Consider the following 25,968-nt stretch of genomic DNA (forward strand, 5'->3'; position numbering starts at 1 on the left):
AAATAACTACGCCTATTTAAACAAACTATTCACAAACTCTTTCTTGTCAAAAAGCTGTAAATCGCCTATTTTTTCACCTACACCGATATATTTAACAGGGATTTTGAACTGGTCTGAAATCCCGATTACTACACCTCCCTTTGCTGTTCCGTCTAATTTGGTAATGGCCAGTGCATTTACATCTGTTGCTTCGGTAAACTGCTTGCATTGCTCAAAAGCATTTTGACCGGTAGAGGCATCCAGTACCAGTAAAATTTCGTGAGGAGCACCAGGAACAACCTTTTGCATCACCTGTTTAATTTTGCCCAGCTCGTTCATTAAGCCAATTTTATTGTGCAAACGTCCGGCGGTATCAATAATCACTACATCTTCGCCACTGGCAACGGCCGATTGTAAAGTATCAAAAGCCACTGAAGCAGGATCAGAACCCATAGCCTGCGCCACAACTCTAACGCCTACACGTTCGCCCCAAAGTTTAATCTGATCAACCGCAGCGGCCCTGAAAGTATCGGCAGCACCTAAAACAACTTTAAGACCTGATTCTTTAAGTTTATGTGCCAGTTTTCCGATGGTAGTGGTTTTACCCACACCGTTTACACCAACCACCATAATTACATAAGGTTTATGGTCGCCATATTCGAACTGACGAAAATCATTACTGTTATTTTCTGATAACAACAACTGGATTTCATCGCGGAGAATAAAGTTAAGTTCAGAGGTGTTAAGGTATTTATCTTTTGCAACACGCTCTTCGATGCGCTTGATGATTTTTAAGGTAGTACTTACGCCTACATCAGAAGTAACCAGAACCTCTTCGAGGTTATCAAGTACCTCATCATCAACAGAGGATTTTCCTGCTACAGCCTTGGTAATTTTACTGAAAAAACCATCTTTGGTTTTCTCTAAACCTTTATCCAATGCTTCCTGGGCTTCAGGTGCAGTTTCTTTCTTTTTGAAAAAATCGAATAAACCCATTAGTTTTTTATGTTTTTTAAGAAATCGGTAGGTGTTTAAAAGCTACAATTGGGTGAATGTATTAAATGCCCAGTAAGTTTATTGAGAAATTTCTGAGGATCTTTCTTGAGCAATATTTTGTTCCGTCTGAACTAAAATAATGACTTCAACTTCTTTGTTTTTTACATCAAATCCTTCGGGAACAGAAATAGTTCCATTTTCAGAAACCTTTGTCTTAAACTTGTACGCTTCCATGGTTATGCTTTTAATCAAAGATAATCAATTATTTCCTACCGTAAATTTCACTAACAAAAAAAGCCCTTCCGGTTAAAACGGAACGGCCTTTAATATTTTTATATTAAAAAATATTAACCTTATTTAGATGCGATAGCATCTTTTACGTGGTCGTTGTGTACGATAAGTTCTTTGAATGAGTAAGCACCGGTTTTAGGTGATTTTACCATTGTGATAACTTTCGAATATTCTTTACCTGTACCTGTTTTAAGGGTTGCAACTACTTTCTTTGCCATGTTCTTATAATTTTAATTATTAGATTTGAGATATCAGACATTAGATTTGAGACTTGCAAATGCTTTAGTCTTTAAGCTTTGGTCTTTTATTCTTAACCTATTTAATTTCTTTATGTACGGTTACTTTTCTCAATACCGGGTTGAATTTTTTCAATTCTAATCTCTCAGTAGTGTTTTTACGGTTCTTGGTAGAAATATATCTAGACATACCTGGCATGCCACTTTCTTTATGTTCAGTACATTCTAAAATAACCTGAACTCTGTTACCTTTTTTTGCCATTTTATTATAAATTGAAAACTGTTAATCTCAACAGTTAATGTTTTTTACAAAAATCCTTTTTTTACGAAACGGTTAATTGCTTCGCTAATGCCCACTTTATTGATGGTTTTGATCGCTGAAGTAGAAACTTTCAACGTAATCCAACGGTTTTCTTCAGGAATATAAAATTTCTGAAGTTGTAGGTTTGGGTAAAATTTGCGTTTGGTTTTAACGTTTGAGTGAGAAACGTTGTTACCTACCATTGCTTTTTTTCCTGTTAAATCACAAACTCTTGACATGACTTGTAAATATAGTTGTTAATATCGTCCGCTTAATTTTTTTAAGAGTGTGCAAATATCTGAATAATAATTGTAAAAGACAATAGCCTAGCTAATTATTTTTATAATTAATATCTGAAGGCCGCAAAGGTTTGTGCAATGTATATTAACGCTTAATATTAAATTCTTAATATATTGAAAAAAAATATTTCGAATCAAACGTTTGATATTCATTTTGATACGATAAGAGTATTTTTCCTTGGTATTATTTATTTAAATTAGCCGCAACTAATCCAAAATATAAAACAGAGCAATGCAAATAACATCTTTTAAGCAGTACGAAGAAGATTATAAAAAAAGCGTAGAAAACCCCGAACAGTTTTGGGGCGAAGTAGCACAGAATTTTCAATGGCGTAAACCCTGGTTTAAGGTTTTATCGTGGAATTTTAATGAGCCCAATATTAAATGGTTTGAAGGCGCTAAACTTAATATTACCGAAAACTGTTTAGACCGTCATCTTGCAACCAATGGCGATAAACCGGCCATCATCTGGGAACCAAATAATCCTGAAGAAGAAAGCGTTACCTATACTTATAAGATGTTGCACGAGCGTGTTTGCCGTTTTGCCAATGTGTTAAAACGCAATGGTGCTAAAAAAGGCGACCGCATCTGTATTTATATGCCAATGGTACCCGAACTGGCCATTGCTGTTTTGGCCTGTGCCCGGATTGGTGCCGTTCACTCGGTTATTTTTGGTGGCTTTTCTGCAAAATCCATTGCCGACCGGATTAACGATTCGCAGTGTAAAGTGGTAATTACTGCCGATGGTTCTTACCGTGGTAACAAACAGATTCCTTTAAAAGATGTAATTGATGATGCATTGATCGGTTGCCCAACGGTAGAGAAATGTATTGTATTAACACATGTCCGCACGCCTGTTTCGATGCTGAAAGGCCGCGATGTTTGGTGGGAAGATGAAGTAAAACATGTAAACGATATCTGTGAAGCTGAAGAAATGGATGCAGAAGATATGCTGTTCATCCTTTATACCTCAGGCTCTACCGGGAAGCCTAAAGGTGTGGTGCATACCTGTGGCGGTTATATGGTTTATGCAGGTTATACCTTTTCGAATGTATTTAATTATCAGCCGGGTGAAGTTTATTTCTGTACGGCAGATATCGGCTGGATTACCGGTCACTCTTATATTGTTTACGGACCGCTTTCGCAGGGTGCAACTTCTGTGCTTTTCGAAGGTATCCCGACTTACCCTACGCCATCGCGCTTTTGGGATATTGTAGAAAAACATAAAGTAAATACTTTATATACTGCTCCAACCGCTATCCGTTCGTTAATGAGTTATGGCGATGAACCCTTGAACGGAAAAGATTTAAGCACTATCCGCGTTTTGGGCTCGGTAGGAGAGCCGATTAACGAAGAAGCCTGGCATTGGTTCGATGAGAAAATCGGTCATGGTAAAGCACCTATTGTTGATACCTGGTGGCAAACCGAGACCGGAGGGATTATGATTTCGCCCATTGCTACGGTAACGCCAACCAAACCTAGTTTTGCAACCCTGCCTTTGCCTGGTATCCAGCCGATTTTGGTTGATGAGAATGGCAATGAAATTGAAGGGAATGGTGTAATGGGAAATCTTTGTATCAAATTCCCATGGCCAGGTATGCTGCGTACCACTTATGGTGATCACGAACGATGCAAGCAAACATATTTTTCTACTTATGAAAATTTATATTTTACCGGCGACGGCTGTTTGCGCGATGAGGATGGTTATTACCGGATTACTGGTCGTGTAGATGACGTTTTAAATGTTTCAGGACACAGAATCGGTACGGCTGAGGTAGAAAATGCCATTAATATGCATGCCGGTGTGGTAGAAAGTGCAGTGGTAGGCTACCCGCATGATGTAAAAGGACAGGGGATTTATGCTTTCGTGATTTACCCTGAAATGCATGGCGAAGCAGAATTATCGAAAAAGGATATTTTACAAACGGTTACGCGTGTAATTGGCGCGATTGCCAAGCCTGATAAAATATTATTTGTTTCCGGCTTGCCGAAAACACGCTCGGGTAAAATTATGCGCAGGATTTTACGCAAAATTGCCGAAGGCGATACCAGCAATTTAGGTGATACCTCTACCTTGCTCGATCCGGGTGTGGTAGAAGAAATTATTGAAGCAGCGAAGAAGCTTTAGTATAAACTTAATTTAGCAACAAAGCCTCCTGATTTGATTTTCAGGAGGCTTTGTTGTTTATGAAAAATATGATTAGTAGCCTGCGTTTTGAGTCAATTTGGTATTGGCATCAATTTCTCGTTGTGGAATCGGGAAAACCAATTTGGTTGAATTCCATGGTATGTTACCGATGTTAGTTTGAGTTCTTTTCGCATCGTGCAATGAAAAGCCTTCAAAAGCAAATTCAAGCTTTCTCTCGTTAAGGATGTCTGCCAGGGTAGCTGTTATTGTCGTTAAGCCAGCCCTGCTTCTAACTGTCGCCAAATCCTGCAATGGTGTTACGCCTCCAATTGGTGCTGCAGGTGCCAAACGTACATTGGATTCTGCCCTGATTAAATACATCTCTGCAAGTCTGATCACGGGAACATTACCAAATTGGTTGCCAAATTTAGCGGTAAAAATATCGTCATCATCGTAAAAGGCATTAATCCTGTCATCATCGGTGCTGTAGGTTGCATCAATCCAATCTTGCGAAATTACAGCATCTCCACGTCCGCCAAAAGTTGATGAACCATAAAACTCGTTAAATCCATTAAATCCGGTAAGCGTTGTTACCTGCATGGCAAAAACATCTTCCGTGGTATTGTCTCCAGGTTTTGCCGGTTTACCACTCTCCGGCATTTTTGGGAAAGCATCCAGGTAGTTACTGGTTAAATGATAATTTCCCGATGTAATTACGCGGTTTGCTGCATTAGCTGCAGCGGAGTAATTACCCATTTGTAAGTATAATCTGGCCAGCATAGCAGCCGCAGCCGATTTGGTTGCAAAAAAACCATTAGTTGCCGGAAGCTTAGTTTCGGCGTCTGTTAAATCGGCTATAGCCTGGTTGTAGACAGCGGTAACGGTAGCCCTGCTTACATAGTTAGCCTCGCTGATGAGATTGGTTGGTGTTAATACTATAGGTACTCCCAGATTTGTAGTTGGCGAACCATCATTATAGTCCCTTCCAAACAGTCTAACCAGTTCAAAATAGGCAGCCCCTCTGATGAACTTCGCTTCTCCTTCAACCCTGCTTTTTTTTGCGGCATCAACCTTATCAATTGCTGCGATTACGTTATTAGCATCATTAATGGCAGTGTAACCGGAAGCCCAAACGTTATCAACAAAAACATTTGTTTTTAATAGTGATTTGTTGATAGCCTGTGTTAATTCTTCATAAGTACCAAACCATTCTACAGCATCAGTATTAGCCAGGAAATCTGCCATTAAAAATGGTCGCCCACCAAAGAAATTACGGCTGCCGAGATCAGAATAAGCACCAACTAATGCACCTTCCACATCTTTTGACGTATTTAAAGCATTTTTTTGCTCGATAGTATCAACAGGGTTTATATCTAATGCTTTCTTGCATGATGATAGCATCATCAACAATATGCAGGTAAATATGATATTATTTATATATGTCTTTTTCATTTTGATTCTTGTTTAATTATAGCCCAATGTTTATACCAAATGAAATTACGCGTGGTTGAGGTGCAGAATAAAAATCAACCCCCTGATTAATGTTGGTTGATTGATAATCGGCATTGACTTCAGGATCCCAGCCTTTGTAACCTGTAATTGTTGCTAAATTTTGTGCGGTAGCGTATAATCTTAATTTACTCAGTTTAATTTTGGTTAATACGGAAGCCGGAAAAGTATAGCCAAGTGTTAACGTTTTTAAGCGGAGATATGAACCATCAGATAAGTACCTGGTAGAGTTGCCAACACCATTGCCAGCAAACAACCGTGGCTCCGGAACTGTAGTTATATCGCCTGGTTTGTCCCAATAATCCATCTGATCGGTCGTTTGGTTATCATAACCATTTGAGCCATTTGCACTCATATACTGACCACCTGAATTAAAAATCTTATTACCTTTTACGCCCTGGAAAAATATTCCCAAATCAAAATTCTTGAAAGAAAAAGTATTGTTTATACCGAATGTATATTTGGGATTCGGATTTCCGGCAAATATCCTTTGTGCCTTATTAATATCCGTTGTAGTTGATCGGTCGATATTACCTGATGCATCCGTAGTGTTCAGGTAATATAAAGCATCTCCATTGGCCGGATTTACCCCGGCATATTCAGGAAGATAAAATACACCAATCGGCTGACCGGAAATAGCGGCATTAATTTCATTGCTGTTTAAAACCTGTCCACCCAAATTGGTAATTTTGTTATTATTAATTGCGCCTGTTATAGCTGTTGACCATTTAAATGCACCTACAAAATTTTCGGTATTGATGCCTAATTCAAAACCTGTGTTTTTTAACGATCCTAAGTTTTGCGTTTTAGTAGAAAAACCTGTTGTTTGTGGGATAGGGACATCCAATAATAAATCTGTTGTGTTTTTTTGATAGAAATCAAAAACTCCTGTGATCCTGTTTTTTAAGATTCCGAAATCGAAACCGATATCCAGCTGTTTGGTTTTTTCCCAGGTCAAATCTGGATTGGCAATCCGCGAAGGTATCTGTCCGGGTAAACCACCGTAAGCGCCTGTTCCGCTAAATAAACCACGTGCAGAATAATTTCCGATCTCCGCATTACCCGTTAAACCATAACTGGCCCTTAATTTTAATAGGCTGATGGTTTCACTTTGTTTTAAGAAATCTTCTTCCGACATAATCCACGCCAATGATCCTGCAGGGAAATAACCATACCTGTTGTTGGTACCGAAGCGTGATGAACCATCAGCCCTTACACTAAAGCCAACTAAATAACGATCATTATATTTATAATTAGCCCTGAAAAAGTAAGATAAAAAGCTGAATGCACCTTCATTACTAGTTGCAATTACTTTTGTTGCCGCAGAGCCCAGTTTAATATAAGAGTCGCTAGGAAAATCCTGTCCTTCAATAGTACTGTATTTAGTTGTTGATTTTTGATAACTTGTACCTAAAACAGCATCAAATGAACTTTTTCCGATAGCGGTGTTATAGCTAAAAAAGTTATTGGTATTGGTGTTGATTACGAAAGTTGAAATATTCTGTCCATCTCCATTTGATGTGCCTGTATTTCTAAAGGTTAATGAACCATAGTAACTTTCTTCGTTTTGGTTTAAATTGTCAACTGAAAAATCCGTGCTGAATTTTAGACCTTTAGCAATATTGATGTTGGCGAAAGCCTTGCCAATGGTTCTGTACACCGTGGCTTTATAAAAAGCATTGTCGGTACTAATAAATGGATTATAGTAAACCGGATAGTTAGATGCTGCACCAGGTAAAGTTCCACTCACCAGGCCTGATCTAGGATCAATAAATGGTGTAATTGGTGATAAAGCGACCGATTGCAGAGGACTGGAAAAGGCGTTATCGTTTGATAACCTGTTATTAATGCTGTTAGAAAAGTTAAGGTTAATTCCAACTTCCAAGAAATCGGTTACCTTATTGGTAAGGTTTAGTCTGCCGCTATAGCGTTTGTAGCTGTTTCCGATTAATATTCCCTGCTGATCCAATGCCTGGCCTCCCATGTAAAATTTAGTCTTTTCATTTCCCCCGGTTAAGTTAAGGTCGTATTGTTGTGTAACCGGATTATCCTGATACGATGCCGCCTCCCAGTTAGAATTTACCTTGTAAGTTTGATAATCATTATTGCCGGCAGAATATCTGTTCAAACGTGCTTCAACGCTGGCACTGTAATCGTCAAGGGCTTCCTGTAAAGTGGCATAATCTCCATTAAGAAAATCCTGATTGGCAGCTCCCTGTCCTGCTCTTCGTAATAGTTTAACGTATTGTTCTGCATTTAAAAACTCCTTGTGATTTGATGGAGTGCTTATTCCGCCCAATGCGTTAAATTGGATCAATGTCTTGCCCGCTTTTCCCTGCTTGGTTGTAATGATGACTACGCCGTTAGAGGCTCTCGCTCCATAAATGGCCGAAGCAGATGCATCTTTTAGTACTTCGATAGATTCAATATCATTGGTGTTAAGGTCTGCCAATGCGCTGGTTGGTGCAGTGGTGCTGGAAAAATCACCGGAAGTAATAGGGATCCCATCTACAATATAAAGAGGCTCGCTACCCGCTGTTACTGATGCTGCACCCCTTACCCTTACCGTTATGCCCTGGCCCAGCTTTCCATTTTGTGCTGCAATCTGCACACCTGCCGCTTTACCCTGTAAGGCTTGTTCAAAACTGGTTACAGGCAGGTTTTCAAGGTCTTTTGATTTAACAGAAGCCACAGACCCTGTCACATCCCGTTTATTCTGCGTACCATAACCAACCACCACCACATCAGAAAGGGTATTGTTTTTCTCATCCAAACTTACGTTAATGGTTTGCCCGGTAATGGGCACTTCTTTGGATTTGTAGCCAATAAAGCTAAAAACAAGTGTTCTGGCATCATCTGGCACGGCTAATTTAAAGGCTCCGGTTGCGTCGCTCTGCGTGCCGGTAGATGGCGAGCCTTTTACAAATACGCTAACGCCAGGAATAGGTCCGGAGGCCGATGTCACCTTCCCGGTAATCACTTTGCCCTGCGCGAAAGCAAATGAAATTAAACCGAGAGACAAAATCATACTTAATAGTAGTTTTTTCATCAAATTGTTGTTTAGTTAATAATGTTTAGTAGTGAGTAGAAATGATACCCTTAATATAATTAAAAATATACACAAAACCTCAGGGAATAAGCTGAAATAAATTGGTTTTTTAGATAATGAGTCGAAAAACGAAACAAAAAGTGGCAAACATTGTTAATTATTTTATAAAAAACCATTATTCACAATAAAAAATACGAGCATGGATAAGTTAGAATTAAAAGGAAAGTGGAATGAAATAAAAGGAAAGGTTAAACAAGCTTATGCTGATTTAACAGACGATGATTTAAAACACGAAGAAGGACAGGATGACGAATTGTTGGGGAAACTTCAACAGAAAACCGGAAAAGGAAGAGATGAACTTGTAAAATGGATCAACTCATTATAATAACAATTCTATAAGATTAACAGGCGGTCAATTTGGTCGCCTTTTTTGCTTTAAAACATTTTTTATGCCCGATATTGCCAGAAGATTTCCCGAAAACCCAATTTTGTGTCCAAAAGATTTAACTCCAAGTAGGGCAGGACTGGAAATTGTTTGCCTTTTAAATCCAGGTGTTTTTACATTTAAAGGGAAAACATGGCTGCTGATCCGCGTTGCTGAAAGACCTGAACAAAAGGAGGGTGTCATTTCTTTTCCGGTATTAACAGAAAATGGAATTGATATTATTGCAATTGCAGAAAACCATCCCGGTCTGGACGCCACCGATCCGAGAGTAATCAATTACAAAGGCGCTGATTACCTAACCACTTTATCTCATTTAAGATTGGTTTGTAGTGATGATGGCATAAATTTTTATCAGCCTGAAGGGTATCCGTTATTGCAGGGCGAAGGGGAGGATGAAGCTTTTGGAATCGAAGATTGTCGCGTTGCCTTAATTGATGACACTTATTATTTAACCTTCACTGCTGTATCAGGGCATGGAGTCGGCGTGGGCATGCGTAGTACAAAGGATTGGAAAAATTTCGAAAACCATGGAATGATTATTCCACCGCACAATAAAGATTGCGCCATATTTGAAGCATGCGTAAACGGTAAATTTTATGCGCTTCACCGGCCCAGCAGCGTAGCTTTAGGAGGGAATTATATCTGGCTGGCCGAATCTCCGGATGGCATCCATTGGGGGAACCATAAATGTATTATTAAAACCAGGTCAGGGCTTTGGGATAGCGCACGTGTTGGTGCCGGCGCCGCGCCCATCAAAACAGAAGCTGGCTGGCTCGAAATTTACCATGGTGCAAACGAAAAACATCAATATTGCCTGGGTGCTTTTATAATGGATTTAAATGATCCGTCTAAAGTATTAGCCCGAACGGAAGCGCCAATTATGCTACCTAAAGAAGATTATGAACTGCATGGTTTCTTTGGCGAAGTGGTATTTACAAACGGGCATGTGGTTAATGGCGATGAATTAACCATTTATTATGGTGCTGCTGATGAATTTGTTTGCGGAGCTAAGTTTTCGGTGAAAGAGATTTTGGGAGCGTTGGTTTATTTCTAAAGATTTTTTACGAAGATACGGAAGTAAATTTTTTTTCAGTTATCAATTCGGAGTTGACAGTTTTATAATGAATCACGAGCTTTCTCACATCCTGCTAACCAATGTACTAATGGCTGATGAACCAATAAACTTTTTAGCCACAGATGCACTGATTGGCACGGAATAATTTTTTCTTACATCAACTTAATCATTGAGCCAATGGAATTGAACGGAAAGCAGCTTTCAGGGTGATCAATTTGAATGGAATAGTTTAAAAATTTACCATTGAGTGTGATTTGTATTTAAATAATGCAATTTCAAGGCGGTTTGAATGGTTTTTGGATAAAAATAGTCTGTAGTCGACTCTTCTATAGGCTGTTTGATACTTAATAAGATCGATGTCTAGCTTATTAAGTATCAATGAGGGTGAAAAAAGATTGGTGTCGAGCTTAATTAGTGTCAACGAGGATAAAATAAATATCAACGGGGGTGGAAAAAGGTCGGCGTCGAGCTTAATTAGTGTCAATGAGGGTGGAATAAGTATCAATGGGGGTGAAAAAAGGTCGGTGTCGAGCTTATTTAGTGTCAACGAAGGTAAACTAAATATCAACGGGGGTGGAAAAAGGTCGGCGTCGAGCTTAATTAGTGTCAATGAGGGTGGAATAAGTATCAAAGAAAAGTAAACGGAAGGCTGTTCAATCAATTGTATCATTGATTAAATCTGTTGATTTCAACCTTAAATAGTACCACAGAAATCCCGTTTTTAAACCGGATTGAAGAGGAGATCCTTTTTTGTCGACTGCGTTTGGGGGCTAAGGCAAAAAAGATCGTATCGAAAAGCCGGACGAAACATCAAACAGGTTTACAGAACCCTGCTTTTCAAATCCGGATTTTCCAGGCGGTAAAGCGTTTGACGATTTGTTTAGCAACTGTTACTTTCCCAAGTATAATCGAAGGGTAAACCATTAACCATCTTAATGAGTTTGCAATTTGCAATTTGCAGTTACCAATAAACCAATGACTAATTAGCAAATGAACCAGTTTTCAGTTTGCAGTTACCAATAAACCAATGATAACTGAACCAATAAACCAAAAAAAGCGATCCCCATTTCTGAGAACCGCTTTAAGCTTTGGCCTTTCAACCCTCCTGCCTTCAACCTCACTTAGTATCCAAAAATCTGCTCTAAGCTCAATTTAGTCACCGGACCAAATTTTGCTAAATCGGCCATGTTGATTTTTTTCTCTGAAGCAACGATACAATAGCTGTAAGGTTTGCCGGAAAGATTGGTTTGGTGGAACGATTTTACGTCGTTAAAAGTTAATGGTTTTAAATTAGCGTACTCATCAATTCTTGAATCGTGATCATAACCTAATTTTTTATCTGCTAAATAGGTATAAATGATGCCGTCTTTAGTAATGCGGCTGGTTTCTATCCCATTTAAAGAATTGGTTTTCGATAAATCGAATGATTTGTCCGATTCAGGCAGAGTGGTTAATAATTCGTTCATACCTGCAACTGCATCATTCATTTTATCGGCCTGTGTACCTACATAAGCAATAATTGTATTTTCTTTCTCTTTACTGTTTGGAGAAGAATATACTGCAAAAGTAGAGTAAGCTAAGGCTTTAGATTCGCGGATGGTTTGGAATACCACAGAACCCATACCGCCACCAAAATAATTGTTAAATAAAGCAATTTTAGCTGAATTGGCCGGATCGTACAATCCACCGTTACGTACCCAACGGATTTCTGCCTGAACCATGTCATAATCGGCAAAGTAAACCTTGTTCGAATCTGTTTTAGTATATACAAATTTCTTGATCGGTGCTGCATCGGTAAATTCTTTTGCCAATGGATGCGCTTTAACAATCTCAGTAGAAAATGCGGCTAAAGTTTTCGGACCATAATAGGTAATGGTGTGTTTATAATTGGTAAGGTTGTGCAAAATATAGATCAGATCGGCTGATTTCATATTTTTGATCTCATCATTGGTTAATCCATAGTTGAAAGGATTGTCTTTGCCATATTGTGCATAACTCATTAAACCACCCAGGATAGATGATTTATTCAGTTTTGCATTATCCCTCGATTTTAACAAACGGCCTTTTAAGTCTTCTAAGGCTTTTTCGTTTGGTTTGCAATGTGCTAAAACATCTTCAAGCAGCGCTACAGCTTTTTCGAAATTCTCTTGTAAACCGCTAATCGATACAGTGGTAACATCGGTGCCAACGTTAACGTTATAGCTACAGGCAATGTTGTAAAAGGCTTTGCTGATATCTTCTGCAGAATATTTATCAGTACTTAAAAAAGATAGATATTGAGCAGCGTAAGGCAACAATTTGTAATTGTAAGAACCCATATCAAAACGGTAACTCATGCGGAAAATTCCGTTTTCAGTATTTTGAACGGCAATTACATCGGCAATGCCCGCTTTACCGAACTGAAGATCTTTTGTATAATCTAAAAATTTAGGAGCAATTGGTTTAACCGGAGCTGCAATAATTTCTTTAGTGAATGGAGAAACCTCGTTTACATTGGTTTTTACAGCAGTAATGGTCGGTTTTTCTACTTTAATAATGCTTTTGTCTTCGCCTTTATGTTTTAAGATGGAAACATAATTGTTGATGAAGAACTTATTGGCAAAATCTACAATTTCTTTTTTGGTTACCTTACCCATTGCATCGGTTGATGCCAATGTTTTATCCCATTCGGTACCACGGTTCTGGATAAAGGCATTCATAGTGAAATCTGCACGTACATCATTGTTATCGAAGTTTTGTAGTTCAGATAGTTTAATGTTTGCAACCGTTGCTTTAATAAGGCTTTCATCAAATTCGCCTTTTTTAAGCAATTCTACCTGCTCTAACAACAATTTTTGAGCTTCTTCTAAACTCTGACCAGCTTTTGGCGAACCGGATAAAATGAAGATACCATAATCTTTCATCGAGTTGTAACCGGCGCCTGCCCTTAACATTTTTTGCTGTTTATTAATGTTGATATCCATTAAGCCAGCTTTGCCGTTAGCTAAGATGCTGCTAATTAAATCAAGCAGTAAACTCTCGTGGGTATTTTGTGCAAAACCCCTGTAGGCAACGTATAAACTTTCGGCACTTGGACCATAAATATCAACTTTCTGAACCTGTGTTAATGGTTTTTCAGGAGCAGGGTTGTATAACGATAAGGGTTTAGACTTCATATAAGCGAAATCCTTATCGATTTTTTTAATCAGGTCATCATAATTAATATCACCGCTCATAATTACGGCCATATTGTTCGGCACATAATATTTATCGTAATATTTTCTGATTTCGATTAATGATGGGTTCTTTAAATGTTCTATGGTACCAATGGTGGTTTGTTGGCCGTAGTTGTGTGTAGGGAACAAAGCATACAGCATTTTCTCGTACATTTTACGTCCATCGTTATCCATACCGATGTTTTTCTCTTCATAAACCGCTTCCAACTCGGTATGAAAAATACGGAAAACCGGTGCACGGAAACGTTCTGCCTGTACCGCTAAAAATTTATCGATGGCGTTTGATGGAAGGTCTTCTTCGTAAACCGTTTCCTCTACCGAAGTATGGGCATTGGTACTGTTGCTTCCGATCGATTTCATCATTTTATCGTATTCGTTAGCAATAGAATAATTAGAGGCCTCGCCCGAAGTTTTATCGATTTCCTTATAAATCTCTTTACGTTTAGCCGGATCGGTGGTTTTGTTATAAGTTTCGTAAAGCGACTCAATTTTATCCAGGTAAGGTTTTTCTTTGGCGTAGTTTAACGTTCCGAATTTATCCGTTCCTTTAAATAAAAGGTGTTCTAAATAATGCGCTAAACCGGTATTGGTCCGCGGATCAGTATTACTGCCTGCCCTTACGGCCATTTTATAGGTAATATTAGGCTCTTTGTTATTTTGAGATAAAATTACGGTTAAGCCATTTTTTAAGGTATAAAAACGGGTTTTGGTCGGATCGTTGGTTACGTACCTGTAAGTGTAGCCACCCGAAGTCCCTGTTTTCCACTGATAGGTTGTTTGTGCTTTCGCTAAAGAACCTGTAATCAGAAAACAAGCCAAAGTAAATAGTTTGAATTTCATTGTTTGATTTTGGTTTATGATCATGAGTGAGTATTTGGCGATTGCATAGAAAGTCCAAATACAGCGTTCATTTTTAATAAGTTATTTATTCAAATATATATGCTTTCTGGTATCGAATGAAAATAATTTTTATTTCCGAACGGAAAAGTAAGCAATAAATGATTTTAGCATATAAATCATGGTTTATTGTGCCCTGAATTTATAAATCTGTATTTTTACCGGCATGACAAAGCAGGGCACAAAACCAAATATTTTAGTTGTAAACGACGATGGCATTACAGCTACGGGTATCAAAAATTTAATGGAAGTAATGCAGGGGCTGGGGAATGTAGTGGTAGTTGCACCAGATAGTCCTCAAAGTGGGATGGGGCATGCCATAACCATTGGAAAACCGATCCGTTTTGATAAAGTTGATCTTTATGAGGGGGTAGAAATGTATAAATGCAGCGGAACTCCTGTTGATTGTGTTAAAATAGCTGTAAATAAGATTTTTAAAGGTAAAAAACCCGATTTATGCGTATCCGGAATTAACCATGGATTAAATAATTCCATTAATGTATTGTATTCAGGTACCATGTCTGCTGCGGTAGAAGGTGCCATTGAAAAAATTCCATCTATTGGATTTTCTTTGGATGATTTTGCCGCCGATGCAGATTTCAGCCACACTAAAAAGTATATTAAAAATATTTGCGAACAGGTTCTGGCTAATGGTTTACCTGAAGGCACTTTGTTAAATGTCAACTTCCCGAAAGGCGACAATTTAAAAGGTGTTAAAATCTGTCGTCAGGCCAATGCCAAATGGATGGAAGAATTTGATGAGCGTACAGATCCTTATAAACGACCATATTATTGGTTAACCGGTGTTTTCGAAAATTTTGATAAAGGAGAAGATACCGATGTTTGGGCATTAGAACACAATTATGTTTCTATTGTTCCGGTGCAGTTCGATTTAACTGCCCACCATGCCATTCAGGCATTAAACAGCTGGGATTTTACCGGTAATGAAGGTGCTAAATCTGGAAATGGAGGTACAAAAGTTTCAGCACCAGATGGCATTAATTTAGGTTAATTCCGATGATCGATCGCTTAAAAAAGTTAAATAATTCGGTATGGGTAGGTTTGGGCATTGGTTTGCTTATCCCTGCAATTTTTTGTTCCATCGCATGGTATATCATTCACCATGTAGCCTACCTTGCCAAAGCAGATTTATTATACATTGGTGCAATTGCGATAAACGCCTACACCATGCAAACATTTTTTAAATACAATAAAGAAAACACAGGCAGGGGCATATTGGCAGCGACATTTGTATGTGCTTTTGTGTTTTTTGCGTACAAAGTTTTTTAAAGAGACATGTGAGATGGAATATGGATGAGGGAGCGTATATTTCCGTTACCAATTTTCCATCATACATGAAAAGAAATATTTAATATGGATGAGGTGATACAATTCCATCATCCATTTCACATCTTCCATAATTATGAAGTACTACCTCGTAGCAGGAGAAGCCTCAGGCGATTTACATGGCGCCAATTTAATAAAAGCCTTAAAAACTGAGGATAGCGAAGCAGTGTTCAGGTATTTTGGTGGCGATAAAATGCAGGCCGAAGGTGGCGAGCTGGTTAAACATTATGCCGACATGGCTTTTATGGGGTTTACCGAAGTACTTTTAAATTTAAGGACTATTTTTAGAAACCTTAAAGCTTGTAAAGAAGATATTATAAAATGGAAACCCGATGTATTGATTTTGATCGATTTTCCAGGGTTTAACCTGAAAATAGCGGAGTTTGCCAAAGCCAATGGCATAAAAGTCTGCTATTATATTTCGCCAAAAGTTTGGGCCTGGAACCAGAAACGGGTACTTAAAATAAAAAGAATTGTCGACCACATGTTCTGTATCCTGCCTTTCGAAGTTGGTTTTTATAAAGAATGGGGCATGAAGGTAGATTATGTGGGTAATCCTTTATTGGATGAAATTGCGCAGTTTACACCGGATGTAAACTTCCGTAAAAACAATCAGCTGGGGAATGAAAAAATTATTGCCCTGTTGCCCGGTAGCCGTAAACAGGAAATAGAGCGTTTGCTGCCGGTAATGTTAAGCATTACAGACGAATATCCTGAATATGTTTTTGCCATTGCCGCTGCACCAACTTTTACCGAAGCCTATTACCACCAGTTTACCGGAAATAAAAAAGTTAAACTCCTTTTTAATAATACTTATAATTTATTGCACAATGCCCATGCGGCAATTGTAGCCTCCGGAACGGCTACACTCGAAACCGCCTTATTTAAAGTGCCGCAAGTAGTGGTTTATAAAGGAGGTACCATTTCAATTGCCATTGCCCGGATGCTGGTAAAAATTAAATTTATCTCTTTGGTTAACCTCATTGTAAACAAAAAGATTGTAACTGAATTGATTCAGCAAGATTGCAATACCCAAAAGGTTAGCGAAGAACTCAAGATTCTTTTAACTGGAGCGGGTAGAATCGAAATGTTAAAGCAATATGATGAGCTTCTTTCGTTAATGGGCAAACCGGGTGCTTCGGCAAAAACTGCCGTGTTAATCACTACATATTTAAACTAAGTTAGTTTTTCTGCCAACGTAACATTTTAGGTTGGTTTTGATTTTTTTTAAAACAAAATGCCCTTTAAGGCGTTACTAAATCGTTTTGCGGAAATCCTAATTAAAACTAATTAATCTCAGTGCTCTTATTAATTTGGTGAAATTCGGCCGCATTGCGTAACTAATTATAAACTAAACTAGTGAGTGCCAATGAGAAACATTTTACTCAGGATGTCAGGATTCCTATGCCTGATCCTACTTTCAAGCCCCCAGTTGTTTGCAAAAATTAAGAGCGAAAAAATCAATTTCAATCGCTATTATTTTCAGCAGGATACAACTAAAAAACAAGACACAACAAAAAAAGTTCCGGTTGCCAAACCCGCTGATTCGGTAAAAGTACCACCAAATCCGCTGGGAGGCGCACGTCCGGCTACTGCACCGGCAACAGCACCAGCAACAACGGCACCTGCCACACCGGCGAGCACCGCTCCGGCAACATCATCCGCACAAAAAACAATTACCGGTACTGTTGTAGATGAGCAGAAAATCGGTTTACCTGGCGTTGGGATTAAAATCCAGGGCAAAACAGGTGGTAGTGTAACACAGGAAAACGGTAAGTTCAGTATTAATGTAACTTCGCCAACCGATGTGCTGGTATTCAGTTATATAGGTTACCAAACCAAGTCTGTTCCGGCAGGTAATGGTGCAACGCCGTTAAACATCAGCCTGGTACCATCACAGTCACAAAAATTAGACGAAGTAGTGGTAGTGGGTTATGGAACGCTGAAAACCAAAGAAGTTACTTCTTCTGTTGCTCACGTTGATACGGCACAATTTCGGCAAAGTGGTGCGCGAAATCCGCTCGATCTGATTCAGGGTAAAGTTGCAGGTTTGAATATTACCAGGGGTAGTTCAAATCCAAATTCTGGTCCCAGTGTGCAATTACGTGGAGTGGTTTCCGTAACCGGAAGTGCAAGCCCACTTTTTGTAATCGATGGTATCCCGGGCGGTAACCCCGATCTTTTACAACAAGATGATATCTTATCTGTCGATGTTTTGAAGGATGGCTCTGGAGCGGCAATTTATGGTACGAGTGCCAATGCGGGGGTAATTTTAATCACCACAAAAAAAGGTAAGCCAGGTGCTCCAACTTTCAATTATTCAGCATATGTTAGAAAGGAGTTTATCCAAAACCGCTTAGATTTTTTAACAGCTGATGAATTTAGGCAAAAAATTGCTTCTAAAGAGATTAATGCTATTGATTACGGTGGCAGCGAAGATCTGTACGATCGTTTAGTTAACCATAATAACCTTTCACAAAATCATAACCTATCATTATCCGGAGGATCTGACAAAACAAGTTATCGAGCAAGTATTAACTATAGAGATTTACAGGGAATTGCTTTAGAAAATGGCCGTAAAGAATACACATTAAGGCTGAATGTAAATCAAAAAGGGCTTAATGATAAATTGAATGTTCAGATGAATTTGGCCGCCAATTTTAATAATGCAAACTTACTCTCAAATGGTACAAAAATCGATTTTTTCGATAACGAATTAACCGGTAGCGGCTGGGAAGAAGAAGCAACAAAAAATCCAACAAAACTGATTTATAACCCAGACGGATCGTTTTATCACGATACACAGAGTACTAATCAGTTTGCCCGTTTGTTCCAGGAAACCAGCTATAGGAAACAACAAACCAGTTCTGCCGATATTAAAGCTGATCTCGATATAATTGAAGGTTTAAAGGGTAGTATTTTTGGATCCGTACAGAGAGATAGTTATATAGATGGCGGTTATGGTGATCTTGCCAGTGAAAATTCTATAGAAAATACCGATTATCCAGGGGGCGGATATGCTTTTAAAAATAATTTCCTGTCACAGAGTTTTGCTCTTGAGCCTACATTGCAGTATACCAAAACCATTGCAGACAAACATTCTTTTACTGCATTGGCCGGATACAGTTACCGTTATTATATCGAAGAGGGGGCAAAAGCAAGCAACCGTGGCTTTTTGAATGATCAGTTTCATGAAGATAATTTAAATGCGGGGCAGGCGCTTGCTGATGGTAAAGCAGGAATGGGAAGTTTTAAAAACGATAATACCTTGATTGCTTTCTTCGGTCGTATCAATTATGCATTTGATGGCAAGTATTTGGCTCAGTTTATTTTAAGGAGAGAAGGTTCGTCAAGGTTTGGTGATAATAATAAATGGGGAAATTTCCCAGCCGTATCATTGGGATGGAATGTAACCCAGGAGAAGTTTATGGAAAATGTAAAATGGGTTAATAATTTGAAGTTAAGAGCTGGTTATGGTGTGACCGGTAATTCAGGCTTTCAGAACAATGCCTCAAGGGTTACGCTTAGTACCGGGGGTAAATACCTTTACCCTGATGGTGCTTATCGCGAAACTTATGGCCCTAGCCGAAATGCAAATCCATTTCTTAAATGGGAAAGTAAACGCGAGTTAAACATAGGTGCAGACTTTACTTTATTTAATAACAAGTTAACCGGTGCTTTAGATGTATTTAAACGCACAACCAAAGATTTATTGGATACATACACCACACCACAGCCACCTTACGTTCAATCGAGCATTTTTGCTAATGTTGGTCAGATTTCATCAAAAGGTATAGAACTTGCCTTATCATATCAGGCTATTAAAACCAAAGACTTTACTTTTAGTATGGATTTTACCGGAAGTACAATTAAAAATACGCTGGATTCTTATTCTAACGATATTTATACCGTTCAATACAAAACTTTTGGTAGTATTGGTGGATCTGGAGACCTTGGCGATGCCATTACCACTTACGAAGGAGAGAACCTTGGTGTATTTTGGGGTAAACGCTTTGCAGGTTTTGATGCAGATGGAAAATGGTTGTTTTTTAACCGCAACGGACAAGCAGTACGCAATGATCAGATTAATTATTCGAAAGATAAAAACCTTACCGACCTTGCTCCGATCGGCAACGCCATTCCGAAATACTATGCATCTTATACAGCCAACTTTACCTATAAAAATTTCGATTTCAGGGTATTCTTGCGTGGAAAATTCGATTACCAAATCTTAAATACAACAGCACTTTCCTACGGAAACCCTTCAATTTCCGGAATCAATTACCTGCAGGAAGCGTTCGGTAAATACAGCCAGATCAAGGATACCTATATGTATTCTGATTATTATTTAGAAAACGGAACCAACGTTAAAATTGATGAGGTAACTATTGGTTACAACTTTAAATTTAAAACTAAAATGATCCGTAATCTGAGGGTATATGCAACAGGGCAGAACCTGGCCACCATTACAGGATATACGGGTAATGATCCGGATTTCGTACAGGACACAGGTTTAGGCCCGGGTATTGATAACCGTGGTGCTTATCCAAGTACCAGATCATTTTTATTCGGTGTTAACGTAGGCTTTTAATTATATCAAAATGAAAAATAAATCGATAATACAAACAGCATTATTTTTATTGGTTGCTATTGTAAGCGCCTGCACCAATCTTGATGAAAATGCTTATAGTGAAATTCCTTCCGATAAATTTTATAATAATAAAAACGAAGTAATCTCAGCAGTTTTACGTCCCTACACACATGCAAACGCATGGGTAACTCCTTCGGGGCAGGACGGATGGTGGCGACCGGCAGAATTATCGGCTGATCAGCTGGCCTGGCCAACTAAAGGTCCGCATGGCGAAGATAGCGGGAAATGGAAAAGATTGCATTACCATAGCTGGACGGTCGACGAAGCCGGCTTAAATAATGCCTGGTCTTTAATTTATAGCGGCATAGGCTATTGTAATGATCCGATTGCAAATATTGGTACACGTGATATTTCGGCATTGGGTATCACCCAAAAAGAAAAAGACGAATTTATTTCCGAATTGAAATTGCTGCGTGCTTTCCATTATTTAAAACTTATGGATCTCTTTGGTGGCGTACCCATTGTAACTGAGCCTGCTGATCCGGCAAATCCGGTTTATCCAGCAACTTCAAGCAGAAAAGAAGTTTTCGATTTCGTCGAAAAAGAAATTAAGGATAACATCAATAATGTACCGAAACTATCTAGGGCAATGTTAGGTAGAATGAGCCAGGCCAGTGGTTATGCCATGCTGGTAGAACTTTATTTAAATGCGGAAGTATGGTCGGGAACAGCTCGTTGGGACGACTGTATTGCCGCAGCAGATAAACTGATCAACAATGAAGGCGGTGGTCAAAATGGAACCATGCAATTAGATACCACCATTACCGATCAGTTTAAAAATACAAATGATTTATCAAAAGAGGTGATTTTTTCTATCGCTTACGATTTCACCAGGGCAAAGTTCGAACCTTCATGGACAGGCGAGTTTTATCATTTTGCGCAAAGAGATATTTATGGTGGCGGCAGAAATGGCAATGATGGCGTGGTATTGGTACCGGGTGTTTATACTACTTATGATAACGACGACCGCAGGAAAAAAGAATGGTTGCTTATTGGGCCGCAATTTAAATTTGCCAATCCTAAAGAGGCTGTACTAGGTACCGTAGAATATGCTGGCAAGCCATTATCTTTTGTTGACAATATCCAGAAAAACACAAAAAATTCCACCGTTTCCAACATGAGCGAAGGTGAAGAGAACAGTGGAGTAAGATTTAACAAGTATAAACTGGGCAATTCCGTGCCGGGTTTTGTGATCAATGGTCAGGATACTGTCGCTGTTCAGCCTGATCCAAATTACAACAACAACGACTGGAATGTTTACCGTTTAACATGGATTTATTTTGCCAAGGCGGAAGCATTAATGCGTAAAAGCGGTGGTACAGCTACTGCTGAAGCGGTAGCTTTAATCAATACGACAAAAAAACGTGCTTATGCGCCAGCTATACGAGATGCTAAGGCTTACACTACTGCTACTTTAACTTTAGATGAGCTTTTGGCAGAACGTGGCAGAGAGTTTATTTTCGAAGGCTTTAGAAGAGATGATTTGATTCGTTTCGGGAAATTTACAACCGGAACCTGGTGGGACCACGTAGCCTCATCAGCAACGAAAGCACTTTTTCCTATTCCTCAAAGACAACGAGACCTTAATCCAAAACTCACACAAAACCCCGGATATTAATTTTGATACAAAAGGCGCCTGATAAGCGCCTTTTGCTGTTTTAAGCCTCATTTTTTTATCCCGCCAACCTTTAACAAGTCTTTCTAAAACGATTAACATAAAAAATGTTAAATTGCGTTTTTATAAACGGGCAAAAATTTAAAAGCTATAATTTTTATTTAGCTTTGAATCGATTAACTTAAAAGAATTCCGACCAAATGAAATCGCTTTCTATCAAAGATATAGCTGTAAAAGCAAATGTATCCATTACCACAGTTTCCTTTATTATCAATGGTAAAGCAAAAGAAAAATCGATCAGTGAAGCGGTTATAGAAAAAGTAGAAAAAATTATTGCAGAGAGTGGTTATAAACCCAACCAGATTGCCAGGAGCCTGCGCACCGGAAACTCGAATATTATCGGACTGATTATCGAGGATATTTCAAACTCTTTCTTTTCAAGAATCGCGAGGTTAATCGAAGATAAAGCCTATAAAAGAGGTTATAAAATTATCTATTCCAGTACCGAAAACAGTGTTGATAAAGCAAAAGAACTCATCAACATGTTCAAATCGCGCAAGGTTGACGCTTACATCATTTCGCCCATTAAAGGAATAGAAGAAGATGTGAAGATGTTGTTGGAAGATGGCAATCCCGTAATCTTTTTTGACAGGAACCTGCCCGATATTAACACCAGCTATGTAGGCGCCGATCATTTGAATGCTTCTTACCAGTCTATCCAGAGTTTTATCGATCAGGGTAAAAAGAACATTGCCCTCGTTACTACTGATATCAATGTAGAGCAGATTGTAGAGCGTTATGATGGTTATAAAAAAGCATTGGAAGACAATGGCATTAAATACGACGAAAACCTTGTTTTAAAAATCCATTTTAACCAGGAAGAAAGCGAAACCATTAGCCAGATTAAGCAGCTATTTGAACAAAAAAATATCGATGCCGTGCTGTTTGCCACCAACTACCTTGCCATTAGCGGCCTAAAAGTGTTAAAACAGATCAATAAAAAAATAGGGGATGACTTTGCGGTTATCGCATACGATGATCATGAAGCCTTCGAATTGCATACCCCTGGAATTTCGACCGTACAGCAACCGCTGGAAGAAATCGCCGAAAATGTGATCAAAATAATCCTTAAACAACTTTCTTCTAAAACAAAACTGGAAAACCAGCAGGTCATCATTCCAGCCAAACTCATCATAAGAGATTAATATTTTGTAACTTAAATATTACGAGATGTGGTTTTAATATGATTTTTAAATTCTCTAATATTGGATTAGTAAAACGTTTTACTTTATTGCGGCTTTAGAGAACAAAAATCCATCTTAACCAGAATTATCATCCTCATTTTCATTCCCATCAGAATAAATATTTGGTCGGTAAATTAAGTAAAACGATTTATCCATTGCAACGAACCAAATATTGAACGATGAGAAACCTTTCCTTACTGGCATTTTGCCTTTTTATTACCTTCACCCTTAAAGCACAGGATAAAGCCCCGGCTTACCCGCTGATTACGCACGATGCCTATTTCAGTATCTGGTCTTTTGGTGATGGCTTAAATAAATCGGTTACCAAACACTGGACGGGTAAGGAACAATCTTTATTGGGCATTATAAAAGTTGACGATCAGTTTTATCGTTTTATGGGCGAAGAAAGTAAGACCTTTAAAACCATTCTCCCTGCTGCTGATGAGAGTAAATACCAGGCCAGCTATACCTTCGATCAGCCTGAAAAAGATTGGGAAACCAATACTTACAATGATGGCGCCTGGAAAAAAGGCGATGCGCCATTTGGCGATGAGCGTGCTGATCAAACAAAGTGGAATACCAACGACCTCTATTTCAGAAGGACTTTTGAAGTTGCAAATCTAACATCTGCAAAAAAATACCTTAAACTCAATCACGATGATAATGTAATGGTGTACCTCAACGGTAAATTAATTTACAGGAAAAACGGATGGGTTTCTGATTATATTTACCTGCCTGTTGAGGAAGGTATTTTACAAAAAGGTAAAAATGTACTGGCCATCCATTGCAAAAATACCGTTGGTGGCAGGCACCTCGATGCCGGGATTGTAGAAGAGGAAGCCCAGGAGATAAAAATCGACCCCGCAACGCAAACCAATGTATCACTATCAGCAACTACAACAAAGTATGGTTTTACTTGTGGTAAAGTAGCTTTAGAAGTGAGTTTTACTTCTCCGTTATTGCTTAACGATATTAAACTAACCGCGCGACCAATCAGTTACATCAATTATGCTGTAAAATCAGCCGATGGCAAGGCACACAAAGTGGATCTTTTCTTTGGTGCATCATCAAATATTGCCGTAAATACACCAACACAGGCTGTTTCGGCATGGAAAAGTACCAAAAACAACCTTTCTATACTTAAAACAGGAACTGTTGAGCAACCGGTGTTAAAAAAACGTGGCGATGATGTGCGGATCGATTGGGGCTATTTATATGTGGCTGTTCCGGCTAAATTTAATGCTATACAGTTTATAGGTACGCAGAATGAAAATTTAAAAACATTTATGGGCGCAAAATATCCTGCTCAAAACCAGGTTTTAAATGCCAAAAACTTAAGCTTAAGCAGCGTGATTCCCTTCGGTACCGTCTCTTCTGCTACGGTAGAGAAATATGTGATGCTCGGTTACGATGATTTAAAATCAGTAGAATATTTTGGAGAAAAACTATCGCCGGTTTGGAGACAATCGGGTTCGCAGCAATTTGAAGATCAGTTGGCTGACGCGAATGCACAATATTCATCTTTAAAAGCAAAATGTGCTGCTTTTGATACTAAACTTTATTCTGATGCCGAGAAAGCAGGGGGCAAGGAATATGCAGAGATGTGCAAACTGGCTTACAGACAAGCTATTGCGGCCCATAAAATTGTTTATGCACCTAATGGGGATATTCTTTTCCTTTCAAAAGAGAATTTCAGTAACGGATCAATCAATACCGTTGATGTAACCTATCCGTCTGCGCCACAATTTTTGGTGTATAATCCCGAATTATTAAAAGGCATGTTGAACGGTATTTTTTATTATTCGGAAAGCGGGAAATGGAAAAAACCCTTTGCCGCGCATGATTTAGGCACTTATCCACTGGCTAATGGGCAAACCTATGGCGAAGATATGCCGGTAGAAGAAGCCGGAAATATGATCATTTTAACTGCCGCCATTACCAAAGCTGAAGGAAGTGCCAAATATGCCGAAAAACACTGGGAAGTGATGTCGGTATGGGCAAACTACCTGTTAAGAGAAGGTTTCGATCCTGCCAACCAATTGTGTACCGATGATTTTGCCGGTCACCTCGCCCGTAACGCCAACTTATCGGTAAAAGCCATCGTAGCCTTAGGTGGTTATGCCCAAATGGCACAATTGTTAGGTAAAACTGATATAGCCACTAAATACCGTACTGCTGCATTACAGATGGCACAGAACTGGATGAAAATGGCCGACGACGGCGATCATTATGCTTTAACTTTTAATGATAAAAATACCTGGAGCCAGAAATATAACCTGGTGTGGGATAAACTTTTAAAACTGGATCTTTTCCCGAAAGAAGTATATAAAAAGGAAATCAATTTCTATCTGACCAAACAAAAGGATTTCGGCCTGCCTTTAGATAGCCGCAGAACCTACACCAAATCGGACTGGATTATTTGGACCGCCAGCCTGGCAGATAACGAAGCAGATTTTCAAAAATTTATAAAACCGATTTACCGTTATGCTACCGAAACTGAAAGCAGGGTGCCATTGAGCGACTGGCACGAAACCACCAACGGAAAAATGACGGGTTTCCAGGCGAGGAGCGTGGTTGGCGGTTATTTTATTAAAATGCTCGCCGATAAATGGAATATTAAATAAAACATCAATCAGCTTTGCCTGCACCCATTTACCTATGCAGGCGATAGCTGATTTTTAATATACAGTT

General features: G+C 38.9%; 18 protein-coding genes. 10 read left to right on the forward strand and 8 right to left on the reverse strand.

The window, feature by feature from the left end:
* Positions 1–12: 12 nt before the first annotated feature.
* From ftsY to rpmB, 5 genes are all read right to left on the reverse strand, one after another.
* Positions 13–975, reverse strand: a complete 963-nt coding sequence (ftsY, locus tag ACTJKC_RS13070; protein WP_440792485.1) for a signal recognition particle-docking protein FtsY — start codon at positions 973–975, stop codon at positions 13–15.
* Positions 976–1,053: 78 nt separating this feature from the next.
* On the reverse strand, positions 1,054–1,209 hold the full coding sequence (locus ACTJKC_RS13075; RefSeq protein WP_158544351.1) for a hypothetical protein: 156 nt from the start codon (positions 1,207–1,209) through the stop codon (positions 1,054–1,056).
* 119 nt (positions 1,210–1,328) lie between these two features.
* The gene (locus tag ACTJKC_RS13080; RefSeq protein WP_010599808.1) at positions 1,329–1,484 is read right to left on the reverse strand and encodes a DUF4295 domain-containing protein; all 156 of its coding nucleotides are present in this window, start codon (positions 1,482–1,484) and stop codon (positions 1,329–1,331) included.
* A gap of 97 nt (positions 1,485–1,581) precedes the next feature.
* Complete coding sequence (gene rpmG / locus ACTJKC_RS13085) at positions 1,582–1,764, reverse strand: 50S ribosomal protein L33 (RefSeq protein WP_010599807.1); 183 nt, start codon at positions 1,762–1,764, stop codon at positions 1,582–1,584.
* A gap of 44 nt (positions 1,765–1,808) precedes the next feature.
* Positions 1,809–2,042, reverse strand: a complete 234-nt coding sequence (rpmB, locus tag ACTJKC_RS13090; protein WP_025145121.1) for a 50S ribosomal protein L28 — start codon at positions 2,040–2,042, stop codon at positions 1,809–1,811.
* 292 nt (positions 2,043–2,334) lie between these two features.
* On the opposite strand from rpmB, the gene acs reads away from it, so the two are divergent.
* A complete protein-coding gene (acs, locus tag ACTJKC_RS13095; protein ID WP_440792489.1) occupies positions 2,335–4,230 on the forward strand; it encodes an acetate--CoA ligase in 1,896 nt (631 codons plus the stop codon).
* A 72-nt stretch (positions 4,231–4,302) separates the two neighbouring features.
* On the opposite strand, the gene ACTJKC_RS13100 is transcribed toward acs, so the two are convergent.
* A complete protein-coding gene (locus tag ACTJKC_RS13100) occupies positions 4,303–5,682 on the reverse strand; it encodes a RagB/SusD family nutrient uptake outer membrane protein (RefSeq protein ID WP_440792491.1) in 1,380 nt (459 codons plus the stop codon).
* A gap of 16 nt (positions 5,683–5,698) precedes the next feature.
* Entirely contained in the window at positions 5,699–8,788 is a 3,090-nt protein-coding gene (locus tag ACTJKC_RS13105; protein ID WP_440792493.1) for a SusC/RagA family TonB-linked outer membrane protein, read from the reverse strand.
* Positions 8,789–8,987: 199 nt separating this feature from the next.
* Between ACTJKC_RS13105 and ACTJKC_RS13110 the strand changes: the two genes are divergently transcribed.
* Together ACTJKC_RS13110 and ACTJKC_RS13115 are read left to right on the forward strand one after the other, a co-directional pair.
* Entirely contained in the window at positions 8,988–9,173 is a 186-nt protein-coding gene (locus ACTJKC_RS13110; protein WP_029276197.1) for a CsbD family protein, read from the forward strand.
* Positions 9,174–9,237: 64 nt separating this feature from the next.
* Positions 9,238–10,287 carry a glycoside hydrolase family 130 protein gene (locus ACTJKC_RS13115; RefSeq protein WP_440792495.1) on the forward strand — a complete coding sequence of 350 codons (1,050 nt, stop codon included), beginning with the start codon at positions 9,238–9,240 and terminating at the stop codon, positions 10,285–10,287.
* A gap of 1,142 nt (positions 10,288–11,429) precedes the next feature.
* On the opposite strand, the gene ACTJKC_RS13120 is transcribed toward ACTJKC_RS13115, so the two are convergent.
* The gene (locus tag ACTJKC_RS13120) at positions 11,430–14,363 is read right to left on the reverse strand and encodes a M16 family metallopeptidase (protein WP_440792497.1); all 2,934 of its coding nucleotides are present in this window, start codon (positions 14,361–14,363) and stop codon (positions 11,430–11,432) included.
* Positions 14,364–14,586: 223 nt separating this feature from the next.
* Here ACTJKC_RS13120 and surE point away from each other — a divergent pair, with 223 nt between their 5' ends.
* The 7 genes from surE to ACTJKC_RS13155 all read left to right on the forward strand — a co-directional run bounded on the left by surE (position 14,587) and on the right by ACTJKC_RS13155 (position 25,901).
* A complete protein-coding gene (gene surE, locus ACTJKC_RS13125; RefSeq protein WP_440792499.1) occupies positions 14,587–15,432 on the forward strand; it encodes a 5'/3'-nucleotidase SurE in 846 nt (281 codons plus the stop codon).
* A 5-nt stretch (positions 15,433–15,437) separates the two neighbouring features.
* Complete coding sequence (locus ACTJKC_RS13130; protein WP_440792501.1) at positions 15,438–15,710, forward strand: stationary phase survival protein SurE; 273 nt, start codon at positions 15,438–15,440, stop codon at positions 15,708–15,710.
* Positions 15,711–15,843: 133 nt separating this feature from the next.
* Positions 15,844–16,947, forward strand: coding sequence for a lipid-A-disaccharide synthase (gene lpxB / locus ACTJKC_RS13135; RefSeq protein WP_440792503.1), 1,104 nt, complete (start codon positions 15,844–15,846; stop codon positions 16,945–16,947).
* 189 nt (positions 16,948–17,136) lie between these two features.
* Positions 17,137–20,358, forward strand: a complete 3,222-nt coding sequence (locus ACTJKC_RS13140; protein WP_440792505.1) for a SusC/RagA family TonB-linked outer membrane protein — start codon at positions 17,137–17,139, stop codon at positions 20,356–20,358.
* A gap of 10 nt (positions 20,359–20,368) precedes the next feature.
* Positions 20,369–22,036, forward strand: coding sequence for a RagB/SusD family nutrient uptake outer membrane protein (locus ACTJKC_RS13145; protein WP_440792507.1), 1,668 nt, complete (start codon positions 20,369–20,371; stop codon positions 22,034–22,036).
* A 197-nt stretch (positions 22,037–22,233) separates the two neighbouring features.
* Positions 22,234–23,238, forward strand: coding sequence for a LacI family DNA-binding transcriptional regulator (locus ACTJKC_RS13150; protein WP_344852820.1), 1,005 nt, complete (start codon positions 22,234–22,236; stop codon positions 23,236–23,238).
* 218 nt (positions 23,239–23,456) lie between these two features.
* Positions 23,457–25,901 carry a glutaminase domain-containing protein gene (locus ACTJKC_RS13155; RefSeq protein WP_440792509.1) on the forward strand — a complete coding sequence of 815 codons (2,445 nt, stop codon included), beginning with the start codon at positions 23,457–23,459 and terminating at the stop codon, positions 25,899–25,901.
* The last annotated feature ends 67 nt before the right edge of the window (positions 25,902–25,968 follow it).

Origin of the sequence: Pedobacter sp. 22226 (assembly GCF_052045455.1) — a bacterium.
GTDB classification, from domain to species: domain Bacteria; phylum Bacteroidota; class Bacteroidia; order Sphingobacteriales; family Sphingobacteriaceae; genus Pedobacter; species Pedobacter jeongneungensis.